Below are 21,941 nucleotides of genomic sequence, written 5' to 3' on the forward strand. Positions count from 1 at the left end.
TCAGCTTAGTGCCTGCGAGCCCCCGGCGGGCCCACCGGGGGCCCAGAGGGGGAGGAGGGCACTGAGGTCGGAGCGCACACCGCTTGCTGCCACGGCGTATTCGGACGCGGCCCGGTCCCAGTCCAGGCGGCCGGCGGCCAGCGCCAGCCAGACCAGCGGCGGCGCCTCCACCACGCCGGGCGGGGTGCCGCGGGTATGCCGCGGCCCTTCGATCACCTGCACCGCGCCGAACGGCGGGACGCGGACCTCCAGGCTGTGGCCCGGGGCGCGGGCCGCCAGCGCGTCGAGGCTGCCGCGCACGGCCGCCTTCACCGCGGCGCGCTCCGGTTCGGCACCGGAATCCCGGGCGGCCAGCACCGCGAGGGCGCACGCCTCCAGTTCCGCCTCGGCCGTGTCGGGGCCGGCGTAGGAGGGCCGGCCGAGCGCCGCCAGCTGCCGGTCGAGGGCCTCCCGCAGTGCCGCTCGGCGCCGGTCCGCCCCCGTGGGTCGTCGGGTCATGCTCCGAGCCTACGGCGGGGCGTGCCGGGGGCGCGGGCCGCCCGCACCCCCGGCCGGCGCCCGGGGCAACGGGGCGGTTACGGTCGGGCTGCGGGCGGTACGGCCCACTTGTCCGGACTGTCCCGCGGGAGGACACTGGCAGCGGCGACCGCGCAGCGTCGCGCGGCCGGGGATTTCGAGCCGCGCGGGCTCCGCGGAGCCCCACCGCGGATCCGGCGGTGGGCACTGTGATGTATGTCGTGTTCGCCAGCATCGGGGCGCGTTGGTGGCGAAGGGCTGCGGAGTGCGCGGTGAGGAGCGCAAATGCCCGAGTGGATAGGATGGCGCGCGTGCCGTACGGGGGGTGTGCGGCGGCTGCGGCCAGTGTGTGCGCGGGGCCCGGCGCGCCGGAGGGCGGTCTGATCGGCCGCGTCCGAGTCCAGCGAGCCTCGATATCCGAATATCGCCCATAACATCCCTGATGGACGATTTGCCCGATCCACCCGATCACCGCACTTCGGGAGAGAGACGTGCGCCTACGGCTGCGACCGCGCGACGACGCGTACTACGACATGCTCAGCGACTCCGCCGACAACCTGGTCACCGGAGCCCGCCTGCTGACCGAGCTGATCAGCGAGGACGCCGACCGGGAGGCGGTCGGTGAGCGGATGCGGGCCTGCGAGCACGCCGGCGACGAGCGCACGCACGCGATCATGCGGCGGCTGAACGGCCGCACGGCGGCGCCGTTCGACCGCGAGGACATCTACCGGCTGGCCTCCTGCCTGGACGACGTCATGGACTCCATGGACGCCGCCGTGGACCTGATCGGCCTCTACCGGCTGGAGCGGCTGCCCAAGGGCATCATCGCCCAGGTGGAGGTGTTGGAGCGGGCCGCGGAGCTCACCGCCGAAGCGATGCCGCGGCTGCGCACGATGCACGACCTGGCGCCGTACTGGATCGAGATCAACCAGCTGGAGAACCAGGCCGACCAGATCTACCGCCGCCTGCTGGCGCACCTGTTCAGCGGCGACTACGACGCGCTCACCGTGATGAAGCTCAAGGACGTCGTGGAGGAGCTGGAGACGGCCGCCGACGCCTTCGAGCACGTGGCCAACACGGTCGAGTCCATCGCCGTGAAGAACGGCTGAGCAGCCGCTGGACCCGGCGCCCCGGAGCGGCCCCGAACCCGCCCTCCCCTCTCTCCCCGCCTTCCCTTCCTGATCCCCGCCGCGGCCCGCTCTGCGCCCCGCGCGGCCCCCGGCCGGCGCCGCCGCCCCAGCTCCGCCGGGCACCGGCACAGCTGCAGACCGGCCGGAGCGCACACCGCTCCCGGCACAGCAGCGGCGGCCCACCGTGCGGTGGACCGCCGCTGCTGCACTGCGTTCAGCCGGCCGGCGAGGGGCCGGCCTGACTCAGCCGAACCGGCCGGTGATGTAGTTCTCGGTCTCCTGCTTGTCGGGCTTGGTGAAGATCTTGTTCGTCTCGCCCATCTCGATCAGCTTGCCCGGCTTGCCGGGCGCGGAGAGGTTGAAGAACGCCGTCTGGTCGCTCACCCGCGCAGCCTGCTGCATGTTGTGGGTGACGATGACGATCGTGTAGTTCTCCTTGAGCTTGTGGATCAGGTCCTCGATCGCGAGCGTCGAGATCGGGTCCAGCGCGGAGCACGGCTCGTCCATCAGGAGCACGGTCGGCTCCACCGCGGTGGCGCGCGCGATGCACAGCCGCTGCTGCTGGCCGCCGGACAGGCCCGCACCCGGCTTGTTCAGCCGGTCCTTGACCTCTTCCCACAGGTTCGCGCCGCGCAGCGAGCGCTCGACCAGGTCGTCGGCCTTGGCCTTGGACATCCGGGTGTTGTTGAGCTTCGCGCCGGCGATCACGTTGTCGTAGATCGACATCGTGGGGAACGGGTTGGCCTTCTGGAAGACCATGCCGATCTCGCGGCGGACCTGGACCGGGTCCACGTCGGGACCGTAGATGTCCATGTCGTCGAGCATGACCTTGCCGTCGACCCGGGCGCCGGGCGTCACCTCGTGCATCCGGTTCAGGGTGCGCAGGAGGGTGGACTTTCCGCAGCCGGAGGAGCCGATGAAGGCGGTGACCGACCGGGGCTCGATGGTCATCGAGACGTCCTCGACGGCGAGGAAGTCGCTGTAGTAGACGTTCAGGCCGGAGACGTCGATTCGTTTGGCCACTGGGTGTCCTCAGGTGTTTCGCGGTTCGTGGTGGGTCGTGGGGCCGGTCATCGGGCGCCCTTGGGGGAGAAGAAGCGGGAGATCAGCCGGGCGCCGAGGAACAGCAGCATCACGATGGCGATGAGGGCGAGTGCCGCGGCCCAGGCCCGCTCCATGTTGATGGCGCCTCCCATGCGCACCTGCGAGTAGATGAACACCGGCAGGCTCATCACCTGCCCGTTGAACAGGTTCCAGTTGATCGCCACGGCCGACGATCCCGCGGTCAGGACCAGCGGAGCCGTCTCCCCGATAACACGGGCGGTGGCCAGCATGATTCCCGTCGTCAGGCCGGCCACCGCGGTGGGCAGCACGACCTTCACGATGGTCAGCCACTTGGGCACCCCGAGCGCGTAGGACGCCTCGCGGAGCTCGGTGGGCACCAGCCGCAGCATCTCCTCGCTGGAGCGCACCACCACCGGGATCATCAGGACCGCGAGCGAGACCGCGCCGGCGGCGCCGTTGGTGTGGCCGGGGCCGAAGAGCATCATCCACAGGGCGACGACGAACAGGCCGGCGACGATGGAGGGGATGCCGGTCATCACGTCGACGAAGAAGGTGATCGCCTTGGCGGTCCGCCCCCGGCCGTACTCGACCAGGTACACGGCGGTGAGCAGGCCGATCGGGATGGAGATGACCGCGGCCATGCCGGTGATCGCGATGGTGCCGACGATCGCGTGGTAGATGCCTCCGGCGTCCATGCTCGGCGTCACGCCGTTCATGGAGACGGTGAGGAAGTAGCCGTCGAGCCGCTGGAGGCCTTCGACCAGCACCGTGGACAGCAGCGACAGCAGCGGCAGCATCGCCAGCCCGAAGCAGACGTAGACGACGCCGGTGACGATGCGGTCCTTGGCCTTGCGGCGGTTCTCCACCGCCGTCGACAGCGCGCCGATCGCGACCAGGTAGAGCACCGGTGTCAGCGCCACCGCGGCCGGGACCGAGAAGACGCCCAGCGCGGCGAGCACGCCCGAGGCCACCAGGGCGCTGGCCACCAGCACGCCGAGCGGGGCGAAGCGCGGCAGGGAGCCGCTCAGCAGGCGCACCTGGCGGCGGGCCGGACCGTCGCCGGGCGGGGGCGCGGTCGGGGATTCGGTCGTGGTGGTCATTTAGGAGAACTCCTTGCGCCGCGCGACGACGAACCGCGCACCCATGTTGACGACCAAGGTGATGGCGAAGAGGACCAGGCCCGCGGCGATCAGCGCGGAGACGCCGTAGCCGGTGGCCTCCGGGTACTGCAGCGCGATGTGCGCCGCGATGGTCTGATTGCCGCTCTGCAGCAGGAACGGCGAGATCACCAGGGAGGGGGAGAGGATCATCGCGACCGCCATCGTCTCGCCGAGCGCGCGGCCCAGTCCGAGCATGGCGCCGCCGATGATGCCGGGGCGGCCGAACGGGAGCACCGCGGTGCGGATCATCTCCCAGCGGGTCGCGCCCAGCGCCAGCGCCGCCTCCCGGTGGCCCTGCGGGACCTGCAGGAAGACGTCGCGCGCCATGGCGGTGATGATCGGCAGGATCATCACGGCGAGCACGATGCCGGCGCTGAGCATGGTCCGGCCGGTGGTCGACACCGGGCCCGCGAACAGCGGGATCCAGCCGAAGTAGCGCTCCAGCCCGACGTAGAAGCCCTCCAGCTGGAAGACGAGGTAGCCGATGCCCCAGAGGCCGAAGACCACCGAGGGGATGGCGGCCAGCAGGTCGACGATGTAGCCGAGCACCGAGGCCAGCCGGCGGGGCGCGTAGTAGACGATGAACAGCGCGATGCCGATCGCCACCGGAGTGGCCAGGAGCAGGGCGATCGCCGCTGCCAGCACGGTGCCGAACGCCAGCGCGGCGACACCGAACGCCGGCGACTCGCGGGTGTTGGCGTCCCACTCGGTGGTGGTGAAGAAGTTCGCCGTGTTGGCCGACAGCGAGTCGAACGACTGGATCAGCAGGAACGCGGCGACACCGGCGAGGATGAGGAGGATCAGCACCCCCGATCCGCGGGCCGAGTTGGCGAAGACGACATCGCCGATACGGCGCTTCCCCCGTGGAGGGGTTGCCGCGGACGAGTCCGTGGTGCTCATGTGAGACTCCGGTCGAAATGGGTCACGTTTCGCCCCCGGGCGAACACGGGTCCTTCGGTACAAGCCATGACAGGGCCGGTTACATTCTGCGGGGTCCGGACCGGGGGTTCGACCACGGCCGGACGTCGGCGCGCCGCCCTGCCCGCCGCCGCCCCCGCCTCATCCGCTGCGCGCGGCGCGGCGGATGCCCGGGGCCGGGCCGGGGGTGCGGGCACGCCGAACGGCCCCGCCCCGCCGGCCCCGCTGCCCGCGGTGCGCGGAGCGGCGGCGGGCCCGCTGGACTGCGGCAGGCCCGAAAAGGACGGCATCGGGGGACGGGGCCGAGGGCGGGCGCTGCCGGAGCAGCACCCGCCCTGGGGCGGAAAGGCCGGGCGGGTGATCAGGCACCCGCCTCGATCTTGTCGATCGTCGCCTGCAGGGCGTCGCGGGTCTCGGCGCTGAGCGGCGCGGAGCCGACCTCGTCAGCGGCGGCCTGCTGGCCCTCCTCGCTCACCACGTAGGAGAGGAAGCTCTTGGCCAGTGCGGCCTCCGCCTCGTCCTCGTAGCTCATGCAGGCGACCTCGTAGCTGACCAGCACGATCGGGTAGGCGTCGGCCTGGTCCGTCGTGTAGTCCAGCTCGATGGCGTGGTCGTTCTCGCCGCCGCCCTCGCGCTTGGGGGAGGCGTCCACGATGGCGGACGCGGCCTCCGGGCTGTAGGCGGTGAAGTCCTCGGCGCTCTCACCGGAGCCGACCGCGGCGGTGCCCAGCTCGCCGACGTGCGAGGCGTCGACGTAGCCGATGGTGCCCTCGCCGCCCTCGATCGCCGAGACGACGCCGGAGGAGCCCTGGGCGGCCTCGACCGGCTCGATCGGCCAGTCGCCGCTGACCTCGTGCGGCCAGGCGTCGCCGGCGGCTTCGGCGAGGTAGGCGGCGAAGTTCTCGGTGGTGCCCGACTCGTCGGAGCGGTTCACCGGGACGATCTCGCTGGACGGCAGGTCCGCGTCGGGGTTGTGCTCGGCGATCGCCGGGTCGTCCCAGGTGGTGATCTCCTGGTTGAAGATGTCGGCGATCACCTCGGGGGTGAGGTTGAGGGAGTCGACGCCGTCCAGGTTGAAGGCGACGGCGATGGGGGAGATGTAGCCGGGGAGGTTGACGACCTCGGATCCGCAGCGCTCTTCGGCGTCGGCGGTCTCCTCCTCGTCCATCGCTGCGTCCGAGCCGGCGAACAGCACCGACCCGTCGATGAACTGGGAGCGGCCGGCGCCCGAGCCGACGGCGTCGTACTCGATGGTGCTGCCCGGGCAGGCGCCCTGGTATCCGGCGATCCAGGTGGCCATCGCGTTCTCCTGCGAACTGGCACCCGCTCCGGAGAGCGTCGCCGATCCGTCGACGCACTCGACGTCACCGGCTGCCGCGCCCGATGCTCCGGGGTCGACGGCCTGGTCGCTGCCACAGGCGGAAAGGGCCACGGCCCCGGCGAGCGCAACGCCGGTGTAGCCGGCGAAGCGGCCGAACTTGTAGAGCTTCACAGCTCCGGTGTCCTCTCTCTGGACGTCCTGCGTCTTGTCGCACGTGTCCTGCATCGGCGACGAGGAGCGGGCCAGAGGGGCGGGACCAGGGGGAATGTATGTCCGAATCGTCCCGGCCACCTCCGTGACCTCGTCGAATGCGACGTTAGGGAGCAGAGGTGACCAGTTGTCCCAGCGAGGGTGAACGGAGCGTGAACGGGGGAACGAGATTGCCGGAAGCCATGACGGAGAGCGCGTGGACGTGAGGTGAACCACGGCGCGGCCCCTGGCCAACCGCCCCTGATGCCCCCGGAACGCCTACACGGCAGGGGTTCCAGGACGGCTCCGCCGACAGTGTTCCCAGCGCCGGTCCGCCGACGCAAAGGGCGGCCCCGCCGGCAGACGCAAAGGACGGCTCCGCCGACAGTACTTCTGGTTCTGCCCCACCGCTCGGGGAGGGGCGGGTGCTCAGGGCGGGGCCGCGGAGCCGATCGTCGTCGGGCGGCTTCCGGGGGGGCGGTCCTTCAGGCGACAGACAGAAAGGGCGGCTTCGCCGGCAGGCGACAAGGGCGGCTTCGCCGGCAGGCGACAAGGGCGGCTTCGCCGGCAGGCGACAAGGGCGGCTTCGCCGGCAGTATTTCTAGCTCTGTCCCGCCGCTCGGGGAATCGGCGCGCGCCCAGGTGCAGCTACAGGCGGCCGGCCTTGACTTCGGCCAGGAACGCCGGCCACTCGGCGCCGGAGAAGGTCAGGTGGCCGTTCTGGCGGTGCTGGGTGTCACGGACGAAGGTACGAAGCCCCTCGGAGACTTCCACGCAGTTCCCGCTGTTGGGGGAGTACGACGACTTGTGCCACGTCATGTGAGCCTCTCCAGCACTGCAAGTGAAGCTGTGTTGGCAGCTAACGGCTGCGCTGGCCGATGAGACAGGCGACGACGCTGGACAGGGGACGCCCTCGAGAGGCCGAATCGCGAGACTCTGGGCCGCTGCGGAGATGGCGGCGTGGTGCGGCGATTCATTCGCCGAGCGTGCCCGGGCTTCCGCCGCCGTGTGGAGGGTAGAGACTTCGCCAGCTCAGCCGAGGTAGGGGTAGGTTCCGGCCAGATAATCGTTGACCTGCTGACGCATGCTGGGGTGGATGTCGTACTGGTCAAGGAGGGTCGGCGGGACAAAGCAGACGCCGTCGGCTTCGTCATTGATGGTGGGCACGCCGCTGACGGGGTGTCCGATGTAGGTGTTCTCGTACTGCTGTCGGATCTCGCCGTTGCTGTAGGCGACGATGTGGTCGGGATTGGTGTAGATCCCGAGGAAACCGGTGATTTCGGCGATGATTCCGGTTTCCTCAACGCATTCGCGGACTGCGCACTGCGCCGCTGTTTCACCGATGTCCTGAGCTCCGCCGGGTAGCGCCCACTGGCCGGTGTCGCGGCGCCGCTGGAGGAGAATCGCGCCCTCTCGGTCCGCGACGAGCAGATTGCTGGCGGGGATCAGTGTGTTCGCCTTAGGGGCCGCGGGATCGTAGTAGTACTCAGTTCTCCCCACTGCTGGAGTCCTCCTTGTCGTCGGGGACCCACGGGCGGGGTGTCCGCCCTACTGCCCCGAAACTCTCGGTATAGCAAGCGAACCATTCGGCGTTGGCGGTGCGGCATAGGCCCGCGAACTGCTAGCTGCACCTGGGCACGCACCGATCCTCGAGTGGCGGGACAGAGCTAGCAATACTGCCGGCGAAGCCGTCCTTTCTGACTGTCGGCGGAGCCGTCCTTTTCATCGGTTGGCGGAGTCTCCCCCTGGGAGCTAGGGGGCGGCGTACATCACGTCGGCGTCCCACACCTCGAAGCCGAGGGAGGCGTAGAGGCGGACCGCGGCCTGGTTCTCCTCGTCGACGTAGAGCAGGACCCAGGGCAGCCCGCTGTCGCGCAGGTGCACCAGGCCGGCCAGGGTGACCAGGCGGCCCAGTCCGGTGCCCTGCCAATCCGGGTGCACGCCCACCACGTAGACCTCGCCGACCGGCTCGCCGTCGGTGATGCCGGCGCCGTCGGCGTGCACCTTGGTCCAGTGGAAGCCGGCCAGCGGCGCGCCGTCCGCGCCGCTGCGCGGCTCGGCCACGAAGAACCCGGCCGCGTCGAACCACGGCTCGGCCTCGCGCTGCAGCAGGTCGGAGCGGGTCACCCCGCCCTGCTCGGGGTGGTCGGCGAAGGCCGCGCCGTTGACGGCAAGCCACGCCGTCTCATCGGCGCCGGGCCGGAAGGCGCGCAGCGCAACGCGCTCGGCAGCGGGCAGCGCGGCCGGGTCGGGCAGCTCGACCGGCGCGCCGTCCGGTGTGCGCAGCGCCATCCGCATCTTCAGCAGCCCGCGGGTCTGCCGCCAGCCCAGCGCGTCCGCGAGCGCCACCGCGGCGGGCAGGCGGCCGTGCGCCCAGACGCGTACGCCCTTGGCGGGCGCGTCAGCGGCCAGCGACCGGGCCAGAGCCGTGCCGTGACCGCGGCGCCGGCGGCCGGGGGCGACGGCGAGCTCGGCGGAGTCCGGTTCGCCGGGGGTGCGCTCGGCCACCGCGGCGCCGGCCAGGTCGCCCTCGTCGTAGAGCAGGTGGAAGCGGGTCCTGCCGCCTTCGGCGCCGTGCCGCACCCGCAGCCGGGTCTGCTCGGAGAGCGCCTCGGCCCCGTCCAGCGCCTGCGCCTCCTCGGCGAGTGCCAGCACCCGGCCCGCGGTGTCCTCATCCAGTTCGGTCACGATCCGCACGTCGTCCATGCCCGAACCCTAGCCGCGCCGCACCCCGCGCGCCCCCAGCCGCCTCGCACCACCGGCGCGCGGCGGGCCCTCCGCATCCTCACGGACGGTGCAGCACGGTGCCGAGTTCGGGGAAGGCAGCGGTGTAGCCGTCCAGGAGAGTGCGGGCGGTGGTGACCGAGTCGACCAGCGGGTGGGTGGCGAACGCCCTCAGCGCCAGCGAGCGCGACCCCGAGCGGACCGCCGCCAGCACGTCGCGCTCGGCCGACTTCACCGCCTGCACCAGCGCCAACTGGTGGCCGGCGAGCGGCGCCGCGGAGAGCGGCCGCGCGCCCGCACCGTCGACCAGGCACGGCAGTTCGACCACCGCGTCGTCCGGCAGCCCGGGCAGAGCGCCGCGGTTGCGGGTGTCCACGATCAGCCGGGCCGGCCGGTCCCGCGCGATCGCGCGCATCACCGCCAGCGCCACCCCCTCGTAGCCGCCGCCGTCCAGGTCGGCGGCTGCCCGGTCGAAACCGCCGGCCGCCTCCCGGTTGGCCGCCATGTAGGTCTCCTCGCGGGCGCGGCGCGCCTCCTCCCACAGGCCGAGCGGGTCGTCGGCGCGGGCCGCCCGCGCGTAGAAGCCGCGCTGCTGGCCGGCGATCTGGCCGCCCCGGGTGGGGCCGGCCGCGTTCTCCCGGGCGGCCTCCCGCGCCATGTCGTAGTAGTGCAGGTACTCGTTGGGCAGCGCGCCCACCGTGCGCAGCCACTCGGCGCCGAACAGGCGGCCCTCCTCGAAGGAGGCGAGCGCCGCGTCGTCGGCCAGCAGGTCCGGCAGGACGTCGCGGCCGCCGTGCAGCAGTGCTCGCACCCAGCCCAGGTGGTTGATGCCGGCGTAGTCGGCCTGCACCTCTCCGGGCGGCAGGCCCAGCGCGCGCGCCGCGCGGCGGGCCAGCCCGATCGGCGAGTCGCAGATCCCGATCACCCGGTCGCCGAGCACGCCCGACATCGCCTCGGTGACGATCCCGGCCGGGTTGGTGAAGTCCACCACCCACGCGCCGGGCGCCGCGGCGGCCGTGTCCTCGGCGATCTCCAGGGCCACCGGCAGCGTGCGCAGCGCATAGGAGAGGCCGCCCGCACCGACCGTCTCCTGGCCGAGCACGCCGGCGTCGCGCGCGACCGCCTCGTCCTTCTCCCGGCCGCGCAGCCCGCCCACCCGGATCGCAGAGAACACCATGCCGGCCCCGCGCAGGGCGGCCCGGCGGTCCGGCTCGGCGCGGACCGGCAACCGCACCCCCGCCGCGGCGCGCTGCGCCTCAAGGACCGCCGCGATGGCCGCGACCCGGTCCGCATCGGTGTCGTGCAGGACGACCTCGCTGATGAGCGGCGCGCCGCCGCGGGCGTCGTCCAGCAGCGCCCGGTAGACGAGGGGGACGCGGAACCCGCCCCCACCCAAGATGGTCAGCTGCATGCTGGGTTCTCCTTCGGGTCTCGGGGTCCGCGCGGTGCCGCTGGCCCACCCAAGATGGTCAGCTGCATGCTGGGTTCTCCTTCGCGTCTCGGGGGCCGCGCGGTGCCGCCGGCCCGCACGGCCGGCCGCGTGCCCGATCCTCTCCCGCGGAGCCCCGCCGCCGGTCCAGTACCCCTGCCCACCGCGGCCGGACCTGCGCGGTCCCGCCGGGCGCGCTGGCCGATTCCCGGCGGGCGTCGGTCCGGTTGCATAACCTGCTGGAGAAGTACGACCTGCAGGAGACGCACGCGCGGCGCGGGCGGTACCCCCGGCCGGACCCCGGGCGGGGGTACCGCCGGGCGGAGGACAGGGGGCACGGATGAGCGAGAGGACCCGCGCACTGGAGTCGGCTCCGCTGGTGGGCGAACCCACCGACGTGCTGGCCGGCGAGCGCGCCGACGGCGCGCCAGCCGTCGACCTTGCCCTCGCCGGCACGGTCTTCTTCGACATCGTGCTGACCGGGCTGGCCGCGCCGCCCGCGCCCGGCACCGAGGTGAGCGCCGAGGGGATGGGCTCCTGCCCGGGCGGCGTCGCCAACCTCGCCGTCGCGGCCTCCCGGCTCGGCCTGCGCACGGCGGTCGCCGCGGCCTTCGGCGAGGACGTCTACGGCGACTTCTCCTGGGAGACCCTGGAGCGGGACGAGCTGGTCGACCTGTCGGCGTCGCGCCGCTTCCCCGACTGGCACTCGCCGTTCACCGTGTCGCTCGCCTGGAAGGGCGACCGCAGCATGGTCACCCACGAGCATCCGCCGCCCGAGCCGCTCGACGGGATGGCGGCGCAGCTTCCCCCGGCCCGCGCCGCGTTCGTCGGGCTGCACCCGGAGCGGCCGCTGCCGGACTGGGCCGGGCAGCAGGCGCGCAGCGGCGCGCGGCTCTTCGCCGACGTCGGCTGGGACGACAGCGAGACATGGGCCGGCGGCGTCCTCGACCAGCTTGAGCACTGCCACGCCTTCCTGCCCAACGCCATCGAGGCGATGTCCTACACCCGGACCGGGAGCCCCGCGTCGGCGCTGTCGGCGCTGTCCGACCGCGTCCCGGTTGCCGTGGTGACCGACGGCCCGCGCGGCGCCATCGCCGTCGACCAGACCACCGGCGAGACCGCGGAGGCCGAAGGCGTCGTACTGGACGCGGTGGACACCACCGGCGCCGGCGACGTCTTCGGCGCCGCGTTCATCGTCGGCACACTGGCCGGCTGGCCGCTGCAGCGCCGACTCCGCTTCGCCAACCTGTGCGCCGCACTGTCGGTGCAGCACACCGGCGGGTCGCTCTCCGCGCCCGGCTGGGCGGACGTCGCCGCGTGGTGGGCGCGGCTGCGCGCGGAGAACCCGGGCACCGAACCCGCCGGCGCCTACGCCTTCCTCGACGGCCTCGTTCCGCTGCCGTGGCGGCCCACCGAGGGGCGCCGGGCCAGCGCCACCATCGGCCTGCGCACCTGACGGCGCGGGCACTCAGCCCGCCCGCCCGCTTCCGCCGGAGTCCGAAGAGCCGCCGGATCCGCCGTCGGAGTGCGAGCCGCCCGCCTCGGGGGCATCGTCGTCCACGTCCTCCAGCGGCGCGATCTCCAGCTGGAACTCGCCGCCGTGCTCCTCGGCGCCGGAGACCACGGCCGCCGTGACGACCTCCTCGGCCTTGGCGCTGCGCAGCACCATCGGGTCGCGGCGCAGGTCGCGCACGACGGACACGCAGAGCAGCAGCAGGATCAGGGTGAACGGCGCGGCCACGATGATGGTCAGGTTCTGCAGGCCGGTCAGCGCGTTGTCGCCGCCGGCCAGCATCATGATCGCCGCGACACCGCCCATCATCAGGCCCCAGAACACGGTGATGCTCCGGTTCGGTTCGATCGCGCCGCGCTGCGACATCGTGCCCATGATGATCGACGCGGAGTCGGCGCCGGTGATGAAGAAGATCGCGATCAGCACCATCACCAGGACCGCGACGGCGCCGAACCAGGGAAACTGGCGGAGCAGCGTGAACAGCTGCGCCTCGGTGTCGCCGGCCCCGAGGATGTCGACACCCTTGCGCTGCAGCTCCAGCGCGTTGCCGCCGAGTACCGCGAACCACACCAGGCTGAGCAGGCTGGGCACCACGATCACGCCGGCGATGAACTCGCGGACGGTGCGGCCGCGGCTGATCCGGGCGATGAACATGCCGACAAACGGCGACCAGGAGATCCACCAGGCCCAGTAGAAGATGGTCCAGCCGGACAGCCATTCCTCGGCGCCGGCCGAGGTGTCCGCGCTGCGCCCGACGTTGTCGAAGAAGTCCGAGAAGTAGGCACCCAGCGACGTCGGGACCAGGTTGAGCACGAAGATGGTGGCGCCGGCGGTCAGCAGGAACACCAGCAGCAGGAACGCCATCACCAGGTTGATGTTGGAGAGCCACTGGATGCCGCGGGCCACCCCGGACACCGCGGAGATCAGGAAGCACACCATCAGGGCGCCGATGACTCCCAGCAGCACCGGGTTGGAGGTGTGGTCGATCCAGCCCATCTGCTGCAGGCCCTCGGCGATCTGCAGGGTGCCCAGACCCAGCGAGGCGGCGGTGCCGAACAAGGTCGCGAACAGCGCGAACACGTCGATCACCCGGCCGATCCGGCCGTTGGCGCGCGCCTCCCCGATGAGCGGGGTGAACGCGGCGCTGATGAGCTGGCCGCGGCCGCGCCGGAAGGTGCCGTAGGCGATGGCGAGGCCCACCACCGAGTAGATCGCCCACGGGTGCAGCGTCCAGTGGAACAGCGTGGTGGACATCGCGTGCTGGAGCGACTGCCCCGGCGCGTCGCCGGCGGTGCCCGGCGGCGGCTCGCCGAAGTGCGCGAGCGGTTCGCCGGCGCCGTAGAAGACCAGGCCGATGCCCATGCCGGCGGCGAACATCATGGAGATCCAGGAGAGCGTGCTGAACTCCGGCTCCTCCTCGTCGCGGCCGAGCCGGATGGAGCCGTAGCGGCTGAACGCGATCCACAGCGCGAACACGACGAACGACGTCGCGGCGAGGAGGAACACCCAGCCGGCGCTGTGCACCAGGCCGTTGAGCGCGGCCGTGGAGATGTCGGCCAGCCGCTCGCCGGCGGTCACGCCGAACGCGAGGAAGGCGAGTGCCGCGGCGCCGGCCACCCCGAACACGATGAAGTCGGTGCGCGGCTTGAGGTCGGCCAGCGAGGTCTCCGGCGGCTCCCAGAGCAGGTCCTCGCTGGTGATCTCGGCGCTGTCGGCCTCCGCTTCCGCGGCGCCGCCGCGGTCGGTGCGGTCCGGTTCGCCGTCCGGCGGCCGGCCGCCGGAGCTGCCTGGTTCGTCTGTCGCCACGCTGTCCCCACTTCGCCACGGCCGGAGCCCCGACCCCGTTCATTACGCACTGCCATGTGTGTAATGCGCTCCGTGTCCAGATTAGGGTGCATGGCTGGGCAAGGTGGGGGACATGCCGCCCCGTGTCGTGGGTAGGTGTCCGGTGCGCCCGCACCGCCGACGACGGGAGGACGACATGAGCCTGGATGAAGCGCAGCGGCAGTTTGAGGCCGCGATCCACGATGCGCGCGTGGCGTTCGACTGCATCGCATTGGACGATCTCGAGCGGTCGCACACCAACGCCATCACGGCCCGCGCGGCGGTCGACGCCGCCGAGTATGCGGTCCGCGTCGAACTGGAGCGCCGCAAGGCGGCCGAAGAGGACGAGGAAGCCCCCGCCGAAGGCTGACCGGCTGTACGCCCGCGGCGGCCCGCCCTTCCGGGGCGGCCGCCGCGGGCGCTGCCGTGCGCGCCGCCGCACCCCGGCCCGGCCGGCCTCCTTCGAACGGGTGTTCTAGTAACGGGGTATGCTGGAGGTATGTCCGACCAGCAGGTGCCCGAGGAGTGGCCGGCGAGCGTTCACCCGCCGGGAGCGGAGTCGTTCGAGCAGACCGCCCTGGTGTGGCTGTTCGACCAGGTGCCGGCCGACTACCGCCTGCACGGAGTCCTGCGCCGCTACCCGGTCGCCCTGTCGCGGCTGGCGCGGCTGCACGTCCAGGCGTCGCTCGAAGGAGCCCGCCAGGGCTACCGCACGGCCCGGGTCGACCTGCGCGACCAGCTCGCCCCGCACGCCATCGACCAGGTGATGAACGCCTACCTGGAAGAGGGCCGCCGCCTCGCCGCCCTCCTCCGCGCCATCGAAGCCGTCGACGGCGCGCTGCGCGACCACGCCCGCACCCAGCGCGCGGCAGAGGACTGAGGACCCGCGCCGCGGGCCCGGTCAGGAAGCCGCGGCCGCGCGGGGACGGGTGCGGCGGTACGCGGGATCGGTGTCCACGAGGACGGCGACGGCGGGGGTGCCGCCGGTGTTGACGATCCAGTGGCCGGTGCCGGCGGCCAGCACGAGCGTGCGGCCCGGTGTGAGCGGACGGAGCGAGCGCATGCCGCCGTCCGGGCCGGTGGTGAGGACGTGGGCCCGGCCGACCGCCACCCGCAGGACCGCGGCGCCGGGAGCGGCGTCCGGCAGCGGGGCGAAGCCGTCCGGCTCCAGGGCCACCGCGCCGACGCGCATCCGGCCCGCCGCGCGGCGCCGGGCCGGGCGCGGTGCGCGCTGCCAGCGGCCGGGCCGGCACGGGTGCAGCGAGGGGCGGGACAGGACCGCCGCGGCCTCTGCCGCGGCCGTGGCGAGCCGCCCCGTGGTGACCGGCATGCCCGGTCCGAAGCGGTCCGCGAACGGGCTGGCGCGTCCGGCGTCGACGATGTCGCCGAACCCGTCCAGGTCCGACGGCGCCGGCGCGGGGCCGGAGACGGCGTCCGGCGGGGCGGCGGCCACTGCGCCGGCGCCGCCGGGCGCCGGGTCTGCGGTGCGCTCCGCGGCCGCGCGGGCGCGGCCGTCGGGGCGGGAAGCGGAATGCGGCGCAGGACGCGCCGGAGCGGTGGTTCGGTTGGGCACCGGAAGTTCCCTCGTGTCGAAAGCGCAGCGCGGCCGGCGGCGGAATCGGCGACGGCGCTGCGGGCCGCCCGGGCACGCGGCACCGGGCAGCCTGCGCGGAGAAGCGAGCTGCAAAGAAGAAAGCGCGCTGCCCGGAGGCAGCGGAAGCGGGAGCGGGGCTCTACCGACAGGAGGGGCGCGTACACGCCTGCGGACACGGCAGGACGGCGGTGCGGCGGGAGGCCGCGGAAGCCGGTCGGGCCGTGGTCAGCAAAGACGTCTGCGTACGCAGGTGCATGCTGACCAGCAGACCAACCCCCGGTCCCGCTGTCAAGCGGAACGCCCGAACCCGCCGGCACTCTGTGTCACACCGCTGGATCCTGCGGCCCGCGGGCGGATGCGGCCGGCACTGCGGGGCTCCGGCAGCAGGCCGCGGCGGAGAGGGAACCGTCCCGCGGACGGGTCCGGCGCCCGCTCGCAGCGGGGGTGCGCGGACACCGGCCGCCACTCCGGCAGCGGACCGGCGGGCGGCGCGGGCGTCCGGCCGCGCCGCCGGAGGGAGGGCGCGCTGCGCCGGGACCGCGGGCGCTGCGGGGTTTCGGTGGGCGCGGGAGACCGGGACCGGGGCAGGCTTTCCGCCGAATGCGTTGCGGTACACGCGGTTTCGGTGATGCCATGAGAAGGCTCTCGGGCAGGACGACGTGACCGAAACAACCGGAAGTGCGGTGCGCGGTGGCGGACGGTGAACCGACCCGCCCCGGCGGTGCCGCCGGGGCGGGCCCCGGTGCGCGGCCGGCCGCGCGGGGCGCCGGGCTGGTCCGCTTCGCCGTGCGCGCGCTCATCGCCGCGGGCGCCGGCGTGATGGGGGCGGGTTTCCTCGGCTGGCGCGCCGGCGTCCTCGTCGCCGGCCTCACCGCGCTCAGCTACGTCCTGCTGGCGCTCGCCGCGCCGCGCATCACCGCTCCCTACGGCCGGGGGCGCCTGCTGCGCCGGCTCCAGGCCGGCGGCTACCGGCTCACCGCCGACGCCGCAGGCCGCCACCTGGCCATCGGCCCCGGAGGCGCCTTCCTGCTGGACACCCGCTGGTCGCGCAATGCCGTGCAGCGCGGCAGCGGCGGCTGGCTGATCGGCGGCCGCCCCGCCGAGCGCGTCGTGGACCGGATCGCGGCAGCGGCCGTCCGCGCCGGCCGCACCCTCGGCCTGGAGGGCGCGGCCGGCGTCGTGCCGGTCATCGTCGTCACCGGCCGCCTCCCCGAACCGGTCATGCGTGCTGACCGCGCGGTGATCGCCCGGCCCCGTGCTGCCGCCCGCTTCGTCCTGGAACGCCCCGAGGCGCTCGAACCGGGCGCGGTCGCCGCGCTCACGGCCCTCGCCCGCCGCCGCTGACACCGTGCAGCCGGGCGGCCCGGCCGCGGGCCCGGCTGCTGCGGCGCGGCAATCCGTGCCGTGCCCGCCGCTGCCCGGAAGGTGATCCCCGGCGTGCGGCCGCCTCCCCGAAGCGGGCCCGCGTGCCGCCGGTCCGTCCTCGCCCCCCCCCGAGGCGCTCGAACCGGGTGAGGCCGCCGCACGCACTGCCGCTGGTGGTCGAGCCGCCGTCCTCCGCCGTGTCCCCCGCTGCAGGGTGAGGACTGCCCGCCACTGCCGCGGCCGGCCGCTTCCCGGCCGGCCATCCGCGGTGGCGCTCCAGGCGGGGACTGCGGACGGCCGAGGACGGTGCGCCGCCGCGGCGGATCGTCTGCGGCCGCCGAGGGGCCCAGGCCGGCACGCCGGAAGAGGTGCGCTCCGGGCCCGTGCCAGGCGCCGCCGGCGGGAACGGGCTGCGCTGCGGGCACGGGAGGGTACCCGGAAGTCGCGCAGTTCTGTCCGCCGCGCTCCGGTCCGCGCGGCCGGATGCCGGGGGAATCCGGCCGGTGCCGGGTGTCGCGGCGGCGGGCGGCGGGGTGGCGGCCGATGATGGGAGAAGTGGCGGGGACATCCGGTGATCCGTGCGTCGGCCCCGGGCGGAGGGGACCGATTGCGGGCACTTCGGCGGGTCGCGGCGGATTTCGGTGGAAGGCTCCCGTTCTCCGCGCTCTAGCCGTAGATTCTCTTCCATGATGGACCGGGACCTTGCCCTCGCCCTGCGATCCAGCCGCCCGTGCCCGACGCTCGCCTACGAGCGCCTCTACGACGCCTACGGCGACGAGCTCTTCGTCCTCTGCCGCGGCCGCGTCGGCGACCCCGACACCGCGCAGGCCGCCCTCCGCGACACGTTCATCGTCGCCGGGGCGCACATCCACCGGCTCTCCGACGCTGAGCGGCTCGCCGAATGGCTCCGCGCCATCGCCAGCGCCGAGTGCGAGCACCACGGCCGCCCGCAGCCGGCACCTTCGCCGGTCCGGGCGCGGATCCCGCCGCCGGCGGAACCGGGCGGCCGGGGAAGCGGGGTGCGGCAGCGGGCCGACCGCGAGGGCCCCGGGCCGGGGGAGGGGCGGGGGACCCGCGGCGCAGAAGGGCGGTGCGGGGCCTCTGCCCGGGAGGGCGCCGTCGGCTCCCAGCGCGCTGCTGCGCCCACCGGGCTGCGGCTGCGGGTGCTCAGCGGGCTCGTCGGGCCCGACCTTGCCGGGCACCGCGCGCACGTGGCCGCGCGTGCCGCATCCTTCGACCGGGACGGCTTCCCGGTCCCGCCGTCGCGCCGTCCCGCCGAGGGCCGCTGCACCCCGCGAGCGGTGCTCCCCGCGCTGGCCATCTGCGTCTGCGTGCTGCTGCTCGCGGTGCTCGCGGTGCACGTCGCGACCCGCGCCGACCAGGACCGCACCCCGGTCTGGTCGAACGTCCCGCCCGCGGTGCCGGCCGACTGAAACGTTTCTAGCGGCGGGCCGCTCCCCGCGGCGCCGCCGATTCCGGCCCGCCGCGTTCCGGCACCCGCACGCGGAAGGGCCCTGGGCGGGCGGTCTGCCCGCAGGGCCCTTCCGCGGAGCTGAACAGCTGCGAGGGCATGCTCGGTCGGCAACTGCCCTACTGCGCGTCGCCCTGGCACGCCCCTCGCTGCGTTCTCCTCAGTCGACAGGAAAACCCCGCCCTGACTCCTTCGTCGGCCTTGCGATGGGTGCACCAGGACACCGCTCGCTACGGACGCCACCCACCGAACACGCCCTACTCCTGCTCGCCGTAGGAGATGTGCGAGCGGTCGCCGTGGTCGCCGTGCTCTTCCGCGCGCTTCACCGAGGCGATGACCTCCTGCTCGGCGTCGTGGCGGCCGCCCCAGGTGGCGCCTTCCACGGACTTGCCGGGCTCAAGGTCCTTGTAAACGGTGAAGAAGTGCTCGATCTCGAGGCGCTCGAACTCGTTCACGTGGTGAATGTCACGCAGGTGCTCCATGCGCGGGTCCGTCGCCGGCACGCAGAGCAGCTTGTCGTCACCGCCGGCCTCGTCGCGCATCCGGAACATGCCGACGGCGCGGCAGCGGATCAGGCAGCCGGGGAACGTCGGCTGCTTGAGCAGGACGAGCGCGTCGAGCGGGTCGCCGTCGTCCCCCAGGGTGCCCTCAATGAAACCGTAGTCGGCGGGGTATGAGGTCGAGGTGAACAGCATGCGGTCGAGACGGATACGGCCCGTCTCATGATCCATCTCATACTTGTTGCGCTCGCCCTTGGGGATCTCGATGGTGACGTCGAATTCCATGCTGTTCTCGGCTTCCCTTGCGGCTAATGTCGCTTCAGCTAGTGCGACGGTCTCACTACTGGCGGTGCCAGGAGGAAGGCAGGTGGCGGGGTGCGGACAGTACGGGTCCGAATGCTCCTGGCCTTGGCCACGCTCAACATATTCGTCCTTGCGGCGGGCGTGGTCGCGCTCGACGTGGTCGCGTCGCGCCCAGGCGATCCGGTCGCCTATCCTGTCGCGTTCGCGCAGGACAAAGCCGCGGCCCACCTCCCTGAGGCGCCACCGGTTGATCCCGACCGTCTGGCGGACCGTCTCGATGATCGCATGTCGGACACGGGTCTCGGCGACGGGCTCTCCGGCTACGTGGCCGACGGCACCACAGGTGAGCAGCTCTACGGCCGCAATCCCGACGACGCGGTGACGCCCGCTTCGACCACCAAGGTGGCGACGGCGGTCGCCGTCCTCGCCTCGGCCGGGCCGGACCACCGCATCGCGACGCGGGCCGTCTTCGACGGCGAGCGGCTCATCCTGGTCGGCGGCGGTGACCCGACGCTGACCCCGGAGGCCGACGACGAGACCTACCCGCGCCCGGCAACACTGCGCAGCCTCGCGGAGAAGGCCGCCACCGAACTCACGGCGCTCGGCGTCGGCTCCGTGCCGGTGGGCTACGACGACAGCCTCTACCCCGGGCCGGACACCGGCCCCGGGTGGAAGGACAACTACGTCTGGGAGGGCAGCGTCGCCCCCGTCCACGCGCTGATGATCGACGGCGGCCGCTCGGACGCGAACGAGCACTACGGGGAGCGCGAGGGCAACCCGCCGCTGGCTGCGGCGAACGCGTTCGCCGACCAGCTGGACGCGGCCGGCATCGCGGTCGACGGCGACCCGGAGGAGGCCGAGGCGCCCGCCGAGGACGACGCCGACGCCACCGCGACCGTCTTCTCGTCGCCGCTGTCGGCGCTGGTGGAGCGGATGATGCTGGAGAGCGACAACAACATCGCCGAGGCGCTCGCCCGCCAGGTCGCGATCGCCGAAGGCGAGGAGCCCTCGTTCGAGGGCGGCTCGGCCGCCACCCGCGCCGTGCTCGATGAGCTGGGCGTGCAGGACGTGCACGTCGAGGACGGCAGCGGGCTCTCGGTGGACAACCGCATCTCACCGCGCGGCCTGGTGGAGATGCTGCTGGCGGCCGCCGACCCGGACCGGCCCGACCTCAGCTTCACCATCAGCGGCCTGCCGACGGCGCACTTCAGCGGCACCCTCTCGGGGCGCTACGACTCCGGCGAGTCCGGCCGCGGCGCCGGCGTGGTGCGCGGCAAGACCGGCACGCTCAGCGGGGTGAGCACGCTGGCCGGCACGGTGTACGACGCCGACGGGCGGCTGCTCATGTTCGCGTTCATGGCCAACGACCCGGCCGCCTCGGGCAGCGCGCTCGACACGCTCGCCGCGGAGATCGCCGCCTGCGGCTGCTCCTGACGGCCCGCGGCGCCCGCCTCCTCCGCGAAGCGGGCGCCGCGGGGGGTGCGCGGCACGGCGCCGGTACTGCGTCCGCACGCCCGCTGCCTGCGCCGATCCGGGCCGCACCCTGACACGGAGGCGCAGGACCGGCCGCCCGCAGCCCGCTGCGCGGGCCGCTGAGCAGCTCTGGCGCCCGACCCGCAAGGGAGCGCCCGCGCGCTGCCCCTCTCAGGGGCGTCCCTGAGATTGGCCCGAATTCCCGTCGGCCCCCGTGCGCCCGGCATGTGCGCGGGTACGGTGAGGGCGTGACTGTGATCGACTGGGACGTAGCCGTCAACACCGGCGTCCGCCTCGTGCGGCCCGGCCCCCAGGTGGACCTCTCCGAGGCGCGGCAGGCCGTCGCGCAGCTCCGTGAGCTCTCCGTGACCGCCCGGGGCCACGTGCGCGAGTTCACCGGAATGGACCCTCTCGAACCGGCCGGCCCGGCGGTCATCGTCGACCGTCCCGGTTGGATCAAGGCCAACGTGGACGGGTTCCGCGTGGTCCTCGAACCCATCCTCGACCGACTCGGCGCGGAGCGCCCCGCGAGCCCGCTGGGCAGCGCGGTCAGCTCACGCGTCACCGGCGCCCAGCTCGGCGCCGTGCTCTCCTACATGGCCGGGCGCGTGCTCGGCCAGTACGAGCTCTTCCTGCCGCCCGACCCGGACGGCCGCGCCCCCGCGGGCCGGCTGACCCTGGTCGCGCCCAACATCGTGCAGGCCGAGCGCGACATGGACGTCGACCCGCACGACTTCCGCCTGTGGGTGTGCCTCCACGAGGAGACGCACCGCATGCAGTTCAGCTCCAGCACCTGGCTGCGCGACTACGTGCAGGAGCAGATGCAGGAGCTGCTGCTCTCCTCCGACATGGACGCCGCCGCGTTCCTCGACCGGCTGCGCGCCGCCGGCGAGGCCGTCGCCGAGGTGGTCCGCGGAGGCGAGGGCTCGCTGCTGCAGGCGTTCCAGAACCAGCAGCAGAGCGAGCTCATGGACCGCATCACCGCGGTCATGACGCTGGCCGAGGGCCACGGCGACTACGTGATGGACGCCGTGGGCCCCGAAGTCGTGCCGTCCGTGGCCGAGATCCGCCGCCGCTTCCAGCGCCGCCGGCAGGGCTCCGGCGGCATCGACCGCATCATCCGCCAGCTCCTCGGCCTCGATCTGAAGATGAAGCAGTACGAGGACGGCGCGAAGTTCGTCCGCCACGTCGTGGCCTCGGTGGGCATGGACGGCTTCAACCGGGTGTGGGAGTCGCCGGAGACGCTGCCGACCATGGCGGAGATCAGCGACCCCGAGGCGTGGATCGCCCGGGTGGGCCGGCCCGCTGCCCTGCCCGCGGGCGGCGCCTCCGCCGAGCGGCCCGCCGCCGGCTCCGCGGAGGAGTGACCGGGCCCCACCCGTCCGTCGCCGGGGTGCGCCGCGCGGTGCGCCGCGGACTCGCCGGCCGCGGCAGCGCCGGCGACGA

General features: G+C 73.5%; 20 protein-coding genes. 8 read left to right on the top strand and 12 right to left on the bottom strand.

Annotated elements, in window-relative coordinates; translation table 11 throughout:
* A complete protein-coding gene (locus ACYVGT_RS07450) occupies positions 1 to 498 on the bottom strand; it encodes a sterol carrier family protein (RefSeq protein WP_460855692.1) in 498 nt (165 codons plus the stop codon).
* Between the two features lie 509 nt (positions 499 to 1,007).
* On the opposite strand from ACYVGT_RS07450, the gene ACYVGT_RS07455 reads away from it, so the two are divergent.
* Positions 1,008 to 1,625, top strand: a complete 618-nt coding sequence (locus ACYVGT_RS07455) for a DUF47 domain-containing protein (protein WP_460855693.1) — start codon at positions 1,008 to 1,010, stop codon at positions 1,623 to 1,625.
* A gap of 264 nt (positions 1,626 to 1,889) precedes the next feature.
* Here ACYVGT_RS07455 and pstB read toward each other — a convergent pair whose 3' ends face one another.
* The 8 genes from pstB to ACYVGT_RS07495 all read right to left on the bottom strand — a co-directional run bounded on the left by pstB (position 1,890) and on the right by ACYVGT_RS07495 (position 10,434).
* Positions 1,890 to 2,669, bottom strand: a complete 780-nt coding sequence (pstB, locus tag ACYVGT_RS07460; protein ID WP_460855694.1) for a phosphate ABC transporter ATP-binding protein PstB — start codon at positions 2,667 to 2,669, stop codon at positions 1,890 to 1,892.
* Positions 2,670 to 2,716: 47 nt separating this feature from the next.
* Entirely contained in the window at positions 2,717 to 3,811 is a 1,095-nt protein-coding gene (pstA, locus tag ACYVGT_RS07465; RefSeq protein WP_460855695.1) for a phosphate ABC transporter permease PstA, read from the bottom strand.
* Positions 3,812 to 4,771 (bottom strand): phosphate ABC transporter permease subunit PstC, encoded by a 960-nt coding sequence (gene pstC / locus ACYVGT_RS07470; RefSeq protein WP_460855696.1) that lies wholly within the window; start codon positions 4,769 to 4,771, stop codon positions 3,812 to 3,814. It lies immediately after the preceding gene.
* Positions 4,772 to 5,150: 379 nt separating this feature from the next.
* Positions 5,151 to 6,281 carry a phosphate ABC transporter substrate-binding protein PstS gene (gene pstS, locus ACYVGT_RS07475; RefSeq protein WP_460855718.1) on the bottom strand — a complete coding sequence of 377 codons (1,131 nt, stop codon included), beginning with the start codon at positions 6,279 to 6,281 and terminating at the stop codon, positions 5,151 to 5,153.
* 666 nt (positions 6,282 to 6,947) lie between these two features.
* A complete protein-coding gene (locus ACYVGT_RS07480; RefSeq protein WP_460855697.1) occupies positions 6,948 to 7,118 on the bottom strand; it encodes a DUF397 domain-containing protein in 171 nt (56 codons plus the stop codon).
* Positions 7,119 to 7,331: 213 nt separating this feature from the next.
* Positions 7,332 to 7,799 carry an NUDIX hydrolase gene (locus tag ACYVGT_RS07485; RefSeq protein WP_460855698.1) on the bottom strand — a complete coding sequence of 156 codons (468 nt, stop codon included), beginning with the start codon at positions 7,797 to 7,799 and terminating at the stop codon, positions 7,332 to 7,334.
* Between the two features lie 252 nt (positions 7,800 to 8,051).
* Complete coding sequence (mshD, locus tag ACYVGT_RS07490; protein ID WP_460855699.1) at positions 8,052 to 9,005, bottom strand: mycothiol synthase; 954 nt, start codon at positions 9,003 to 9,005, stop codon at positions 8,052 to 8,054.
* Positions 9,006 to 9,084: 79 nt separating this feature from the next.
* Positions 9,085 to 10,434 carry a family 4 glycosyl hydrolase gene (locus ACYVGT_RS07495; RefSeq protein ID WP_460855700.1) on the bottom strand — a complete coding sequence of 450 codons (1,350 nt, stop codon included), beginning with the start codon at positions 10,432 to 10,434 and terminating at the stop codon, positions 9,085 to 9,087.
* 358 nt (positions 10,435 to 10,792) lie between these two features.
* Here ACYVGT_RS07495 and ACYVGT_RS07500 point away from each other — a divergent pair, with 358 nt between their 5' ends.
* Positions 10,793 to 11,908, top strand: coding sequence for a carbohydrate kinase family protein (locus ACYVGT_RS07500; RefSeq protein ID WP_460855701.1), 1,116 nt, complete (start codon positions 10,793 to 10,795; stop codon positions 11,906 to 11,908).
* Between the two features lie 12 nt (positions 11,909 to 11,920).
* On the opposite strand, the gene ACYVGT_RS07505 is transcribed toward ACYVGT_RS07500, so the two are convergent.
* A complete protein-coding gene (locus ACYVGT_RS07505; protein WP_460855702.1) occupies positions 11,921 to 13,771 on the bottom strand; it encodes a BCCT family transporter in 1,851 nt (616 codons plus the stop codon).
* A 175-nt stretch (positions 13,772 to 13,946) separates the two neighbouring features.
* Between ACYVGT_RS07505 and ACYVGT_RS07510 the strand changes: the two genes are divergently transcribed.
* Positions 13,947 to 14,159: a hypothetical protein gene (locus tag ACYVGT_RS07510; protein WP_460855703.1), complete on the top strand. Its 213-nt coding sequence runs from the start codon at positions 13,947 to 13,949 to the stop codon at positions 14,157 to 14,159.
* Positions 14,160 to 14,288: 129 nt separating this feature from the next.
* Positions 14,289 to 14,669, top strand: coding sequence for a hypothetical protein (locus ACYVGT_RS07515; RefSeq protein WP_460855704.1), 381 nt, complete (start codon positions 14,289 to 14,291; stop codon positions 14,667 to 14,669).
* Positions 14,670 to 14,690: 21 nt separating this feature from the next.
* On the opposite strand, the gene ACYVGT_RS07520 is transcribed toward ACYVGT_RS07515, so the two are convergent.
* Positions 14,691 to 15,362 (bottom strand): cupin domain-containing protein, encoded by a 672-nt coding sequence (locus ACYVGT_RS07520; RefSeq protein ID WP_460855705.1) that lies wholly within the window; start codon positions 15,360 to 15,362, stop codon positions 14,691 to 14,693.
* 711 nt (positions 15,363 to 16,073) lie between these two features.
* Between ACYVGT_RS07520 and ACYVGT_RS07525 the strand changes: the two genes are divergently transcribed.
* Both ACYVGT_RS07525 and ACYVGT_RS07530 read left to right on the top strand, forming a co-directional pair.
* Positions 16,074 to 16,727 carry a hypothetical protein gene (locus ACYVGT_RS07525; protein ID WP_460855706.1) on the top strand — a complete coding sequence of 218 codons (654 nt, stop codon included), beginning with the start codon at positions 16,074 to 16,076 and terminating at the stop codon, positions 16,725 to 16,727.
* A gap of 707 nt (positions 16,728 to 17,434) precedes the next feature.
* Positions 17,435 to 18,181, top strand: a complete 747-nt coding sequence (locus ACYVGT_RS07530) for an RNA polymerase sigma factor (RefSeq protein WP_460855707.1) — start codon at positions 17,435 to 17,437, stop codon at positions 18,179 to 18,181.
* A 295-nt stretch (positions 18,182 to 18,476) separates the two neighbouring features.
* Here ACYVGT_RS07530 and ACYVGT_RS07535 read toward each other — a convergent pair whose 3' ends face one another.
* Positions 18,477 to 19,004 (bottom strand): inorganic diphosphatase, encoded by a 528-nt coding sequence (locus ACYVGT_RS07535; protein ID WP_460855708.1) that lies wholly within the window; start codon positions 19,002 to 19,004, stop codon positions 18,477 to 18,479.
* Positions 19,005 to 19,115: 111 nt separating this feature from the next.
* On the opposite strand from ACYVGT_RS07535, the gene dacB reads away from it, so the two are divergent.
* Together dacB and ACYVGT_RS07545 are read left to right on the top strand one after the other, a co-directional pair.
* Positions 19,116 to 20,456 (top strand): D-alanyl-D-alanine carboxypeptidase/D-alanyl-D-alanine endopeptidase, encoded by a 1,341-nt coding sequence (gene dacB, locus ACYVGT_RS07540; protein WP_460855709.1) that lies wholly within the window; start codon positions 19,116 to 19,118, stop codon positions 20,454 to 20,456.
* A 293-nt stretch (positions 20,457 to 20,749) separates the two neighbouring features.
* Complete coding sequence (locus ACYVGT_RS07545; RefSeq protein ID WP_460855719.1) at positions 20,750 to 21,862, top strand: zinc-dependent metalloprotease; 1,113 nt, start codon at positions 20,750 to 20,752, stop codon at positions 21,860 to 21,862.
* Positions 21,863 to 21,941: the final 79 nt, after the last annotated feature.

The sequence above is a fragment of the Nocardiopsis coralliicola genome (assembly GCF_054779695.1).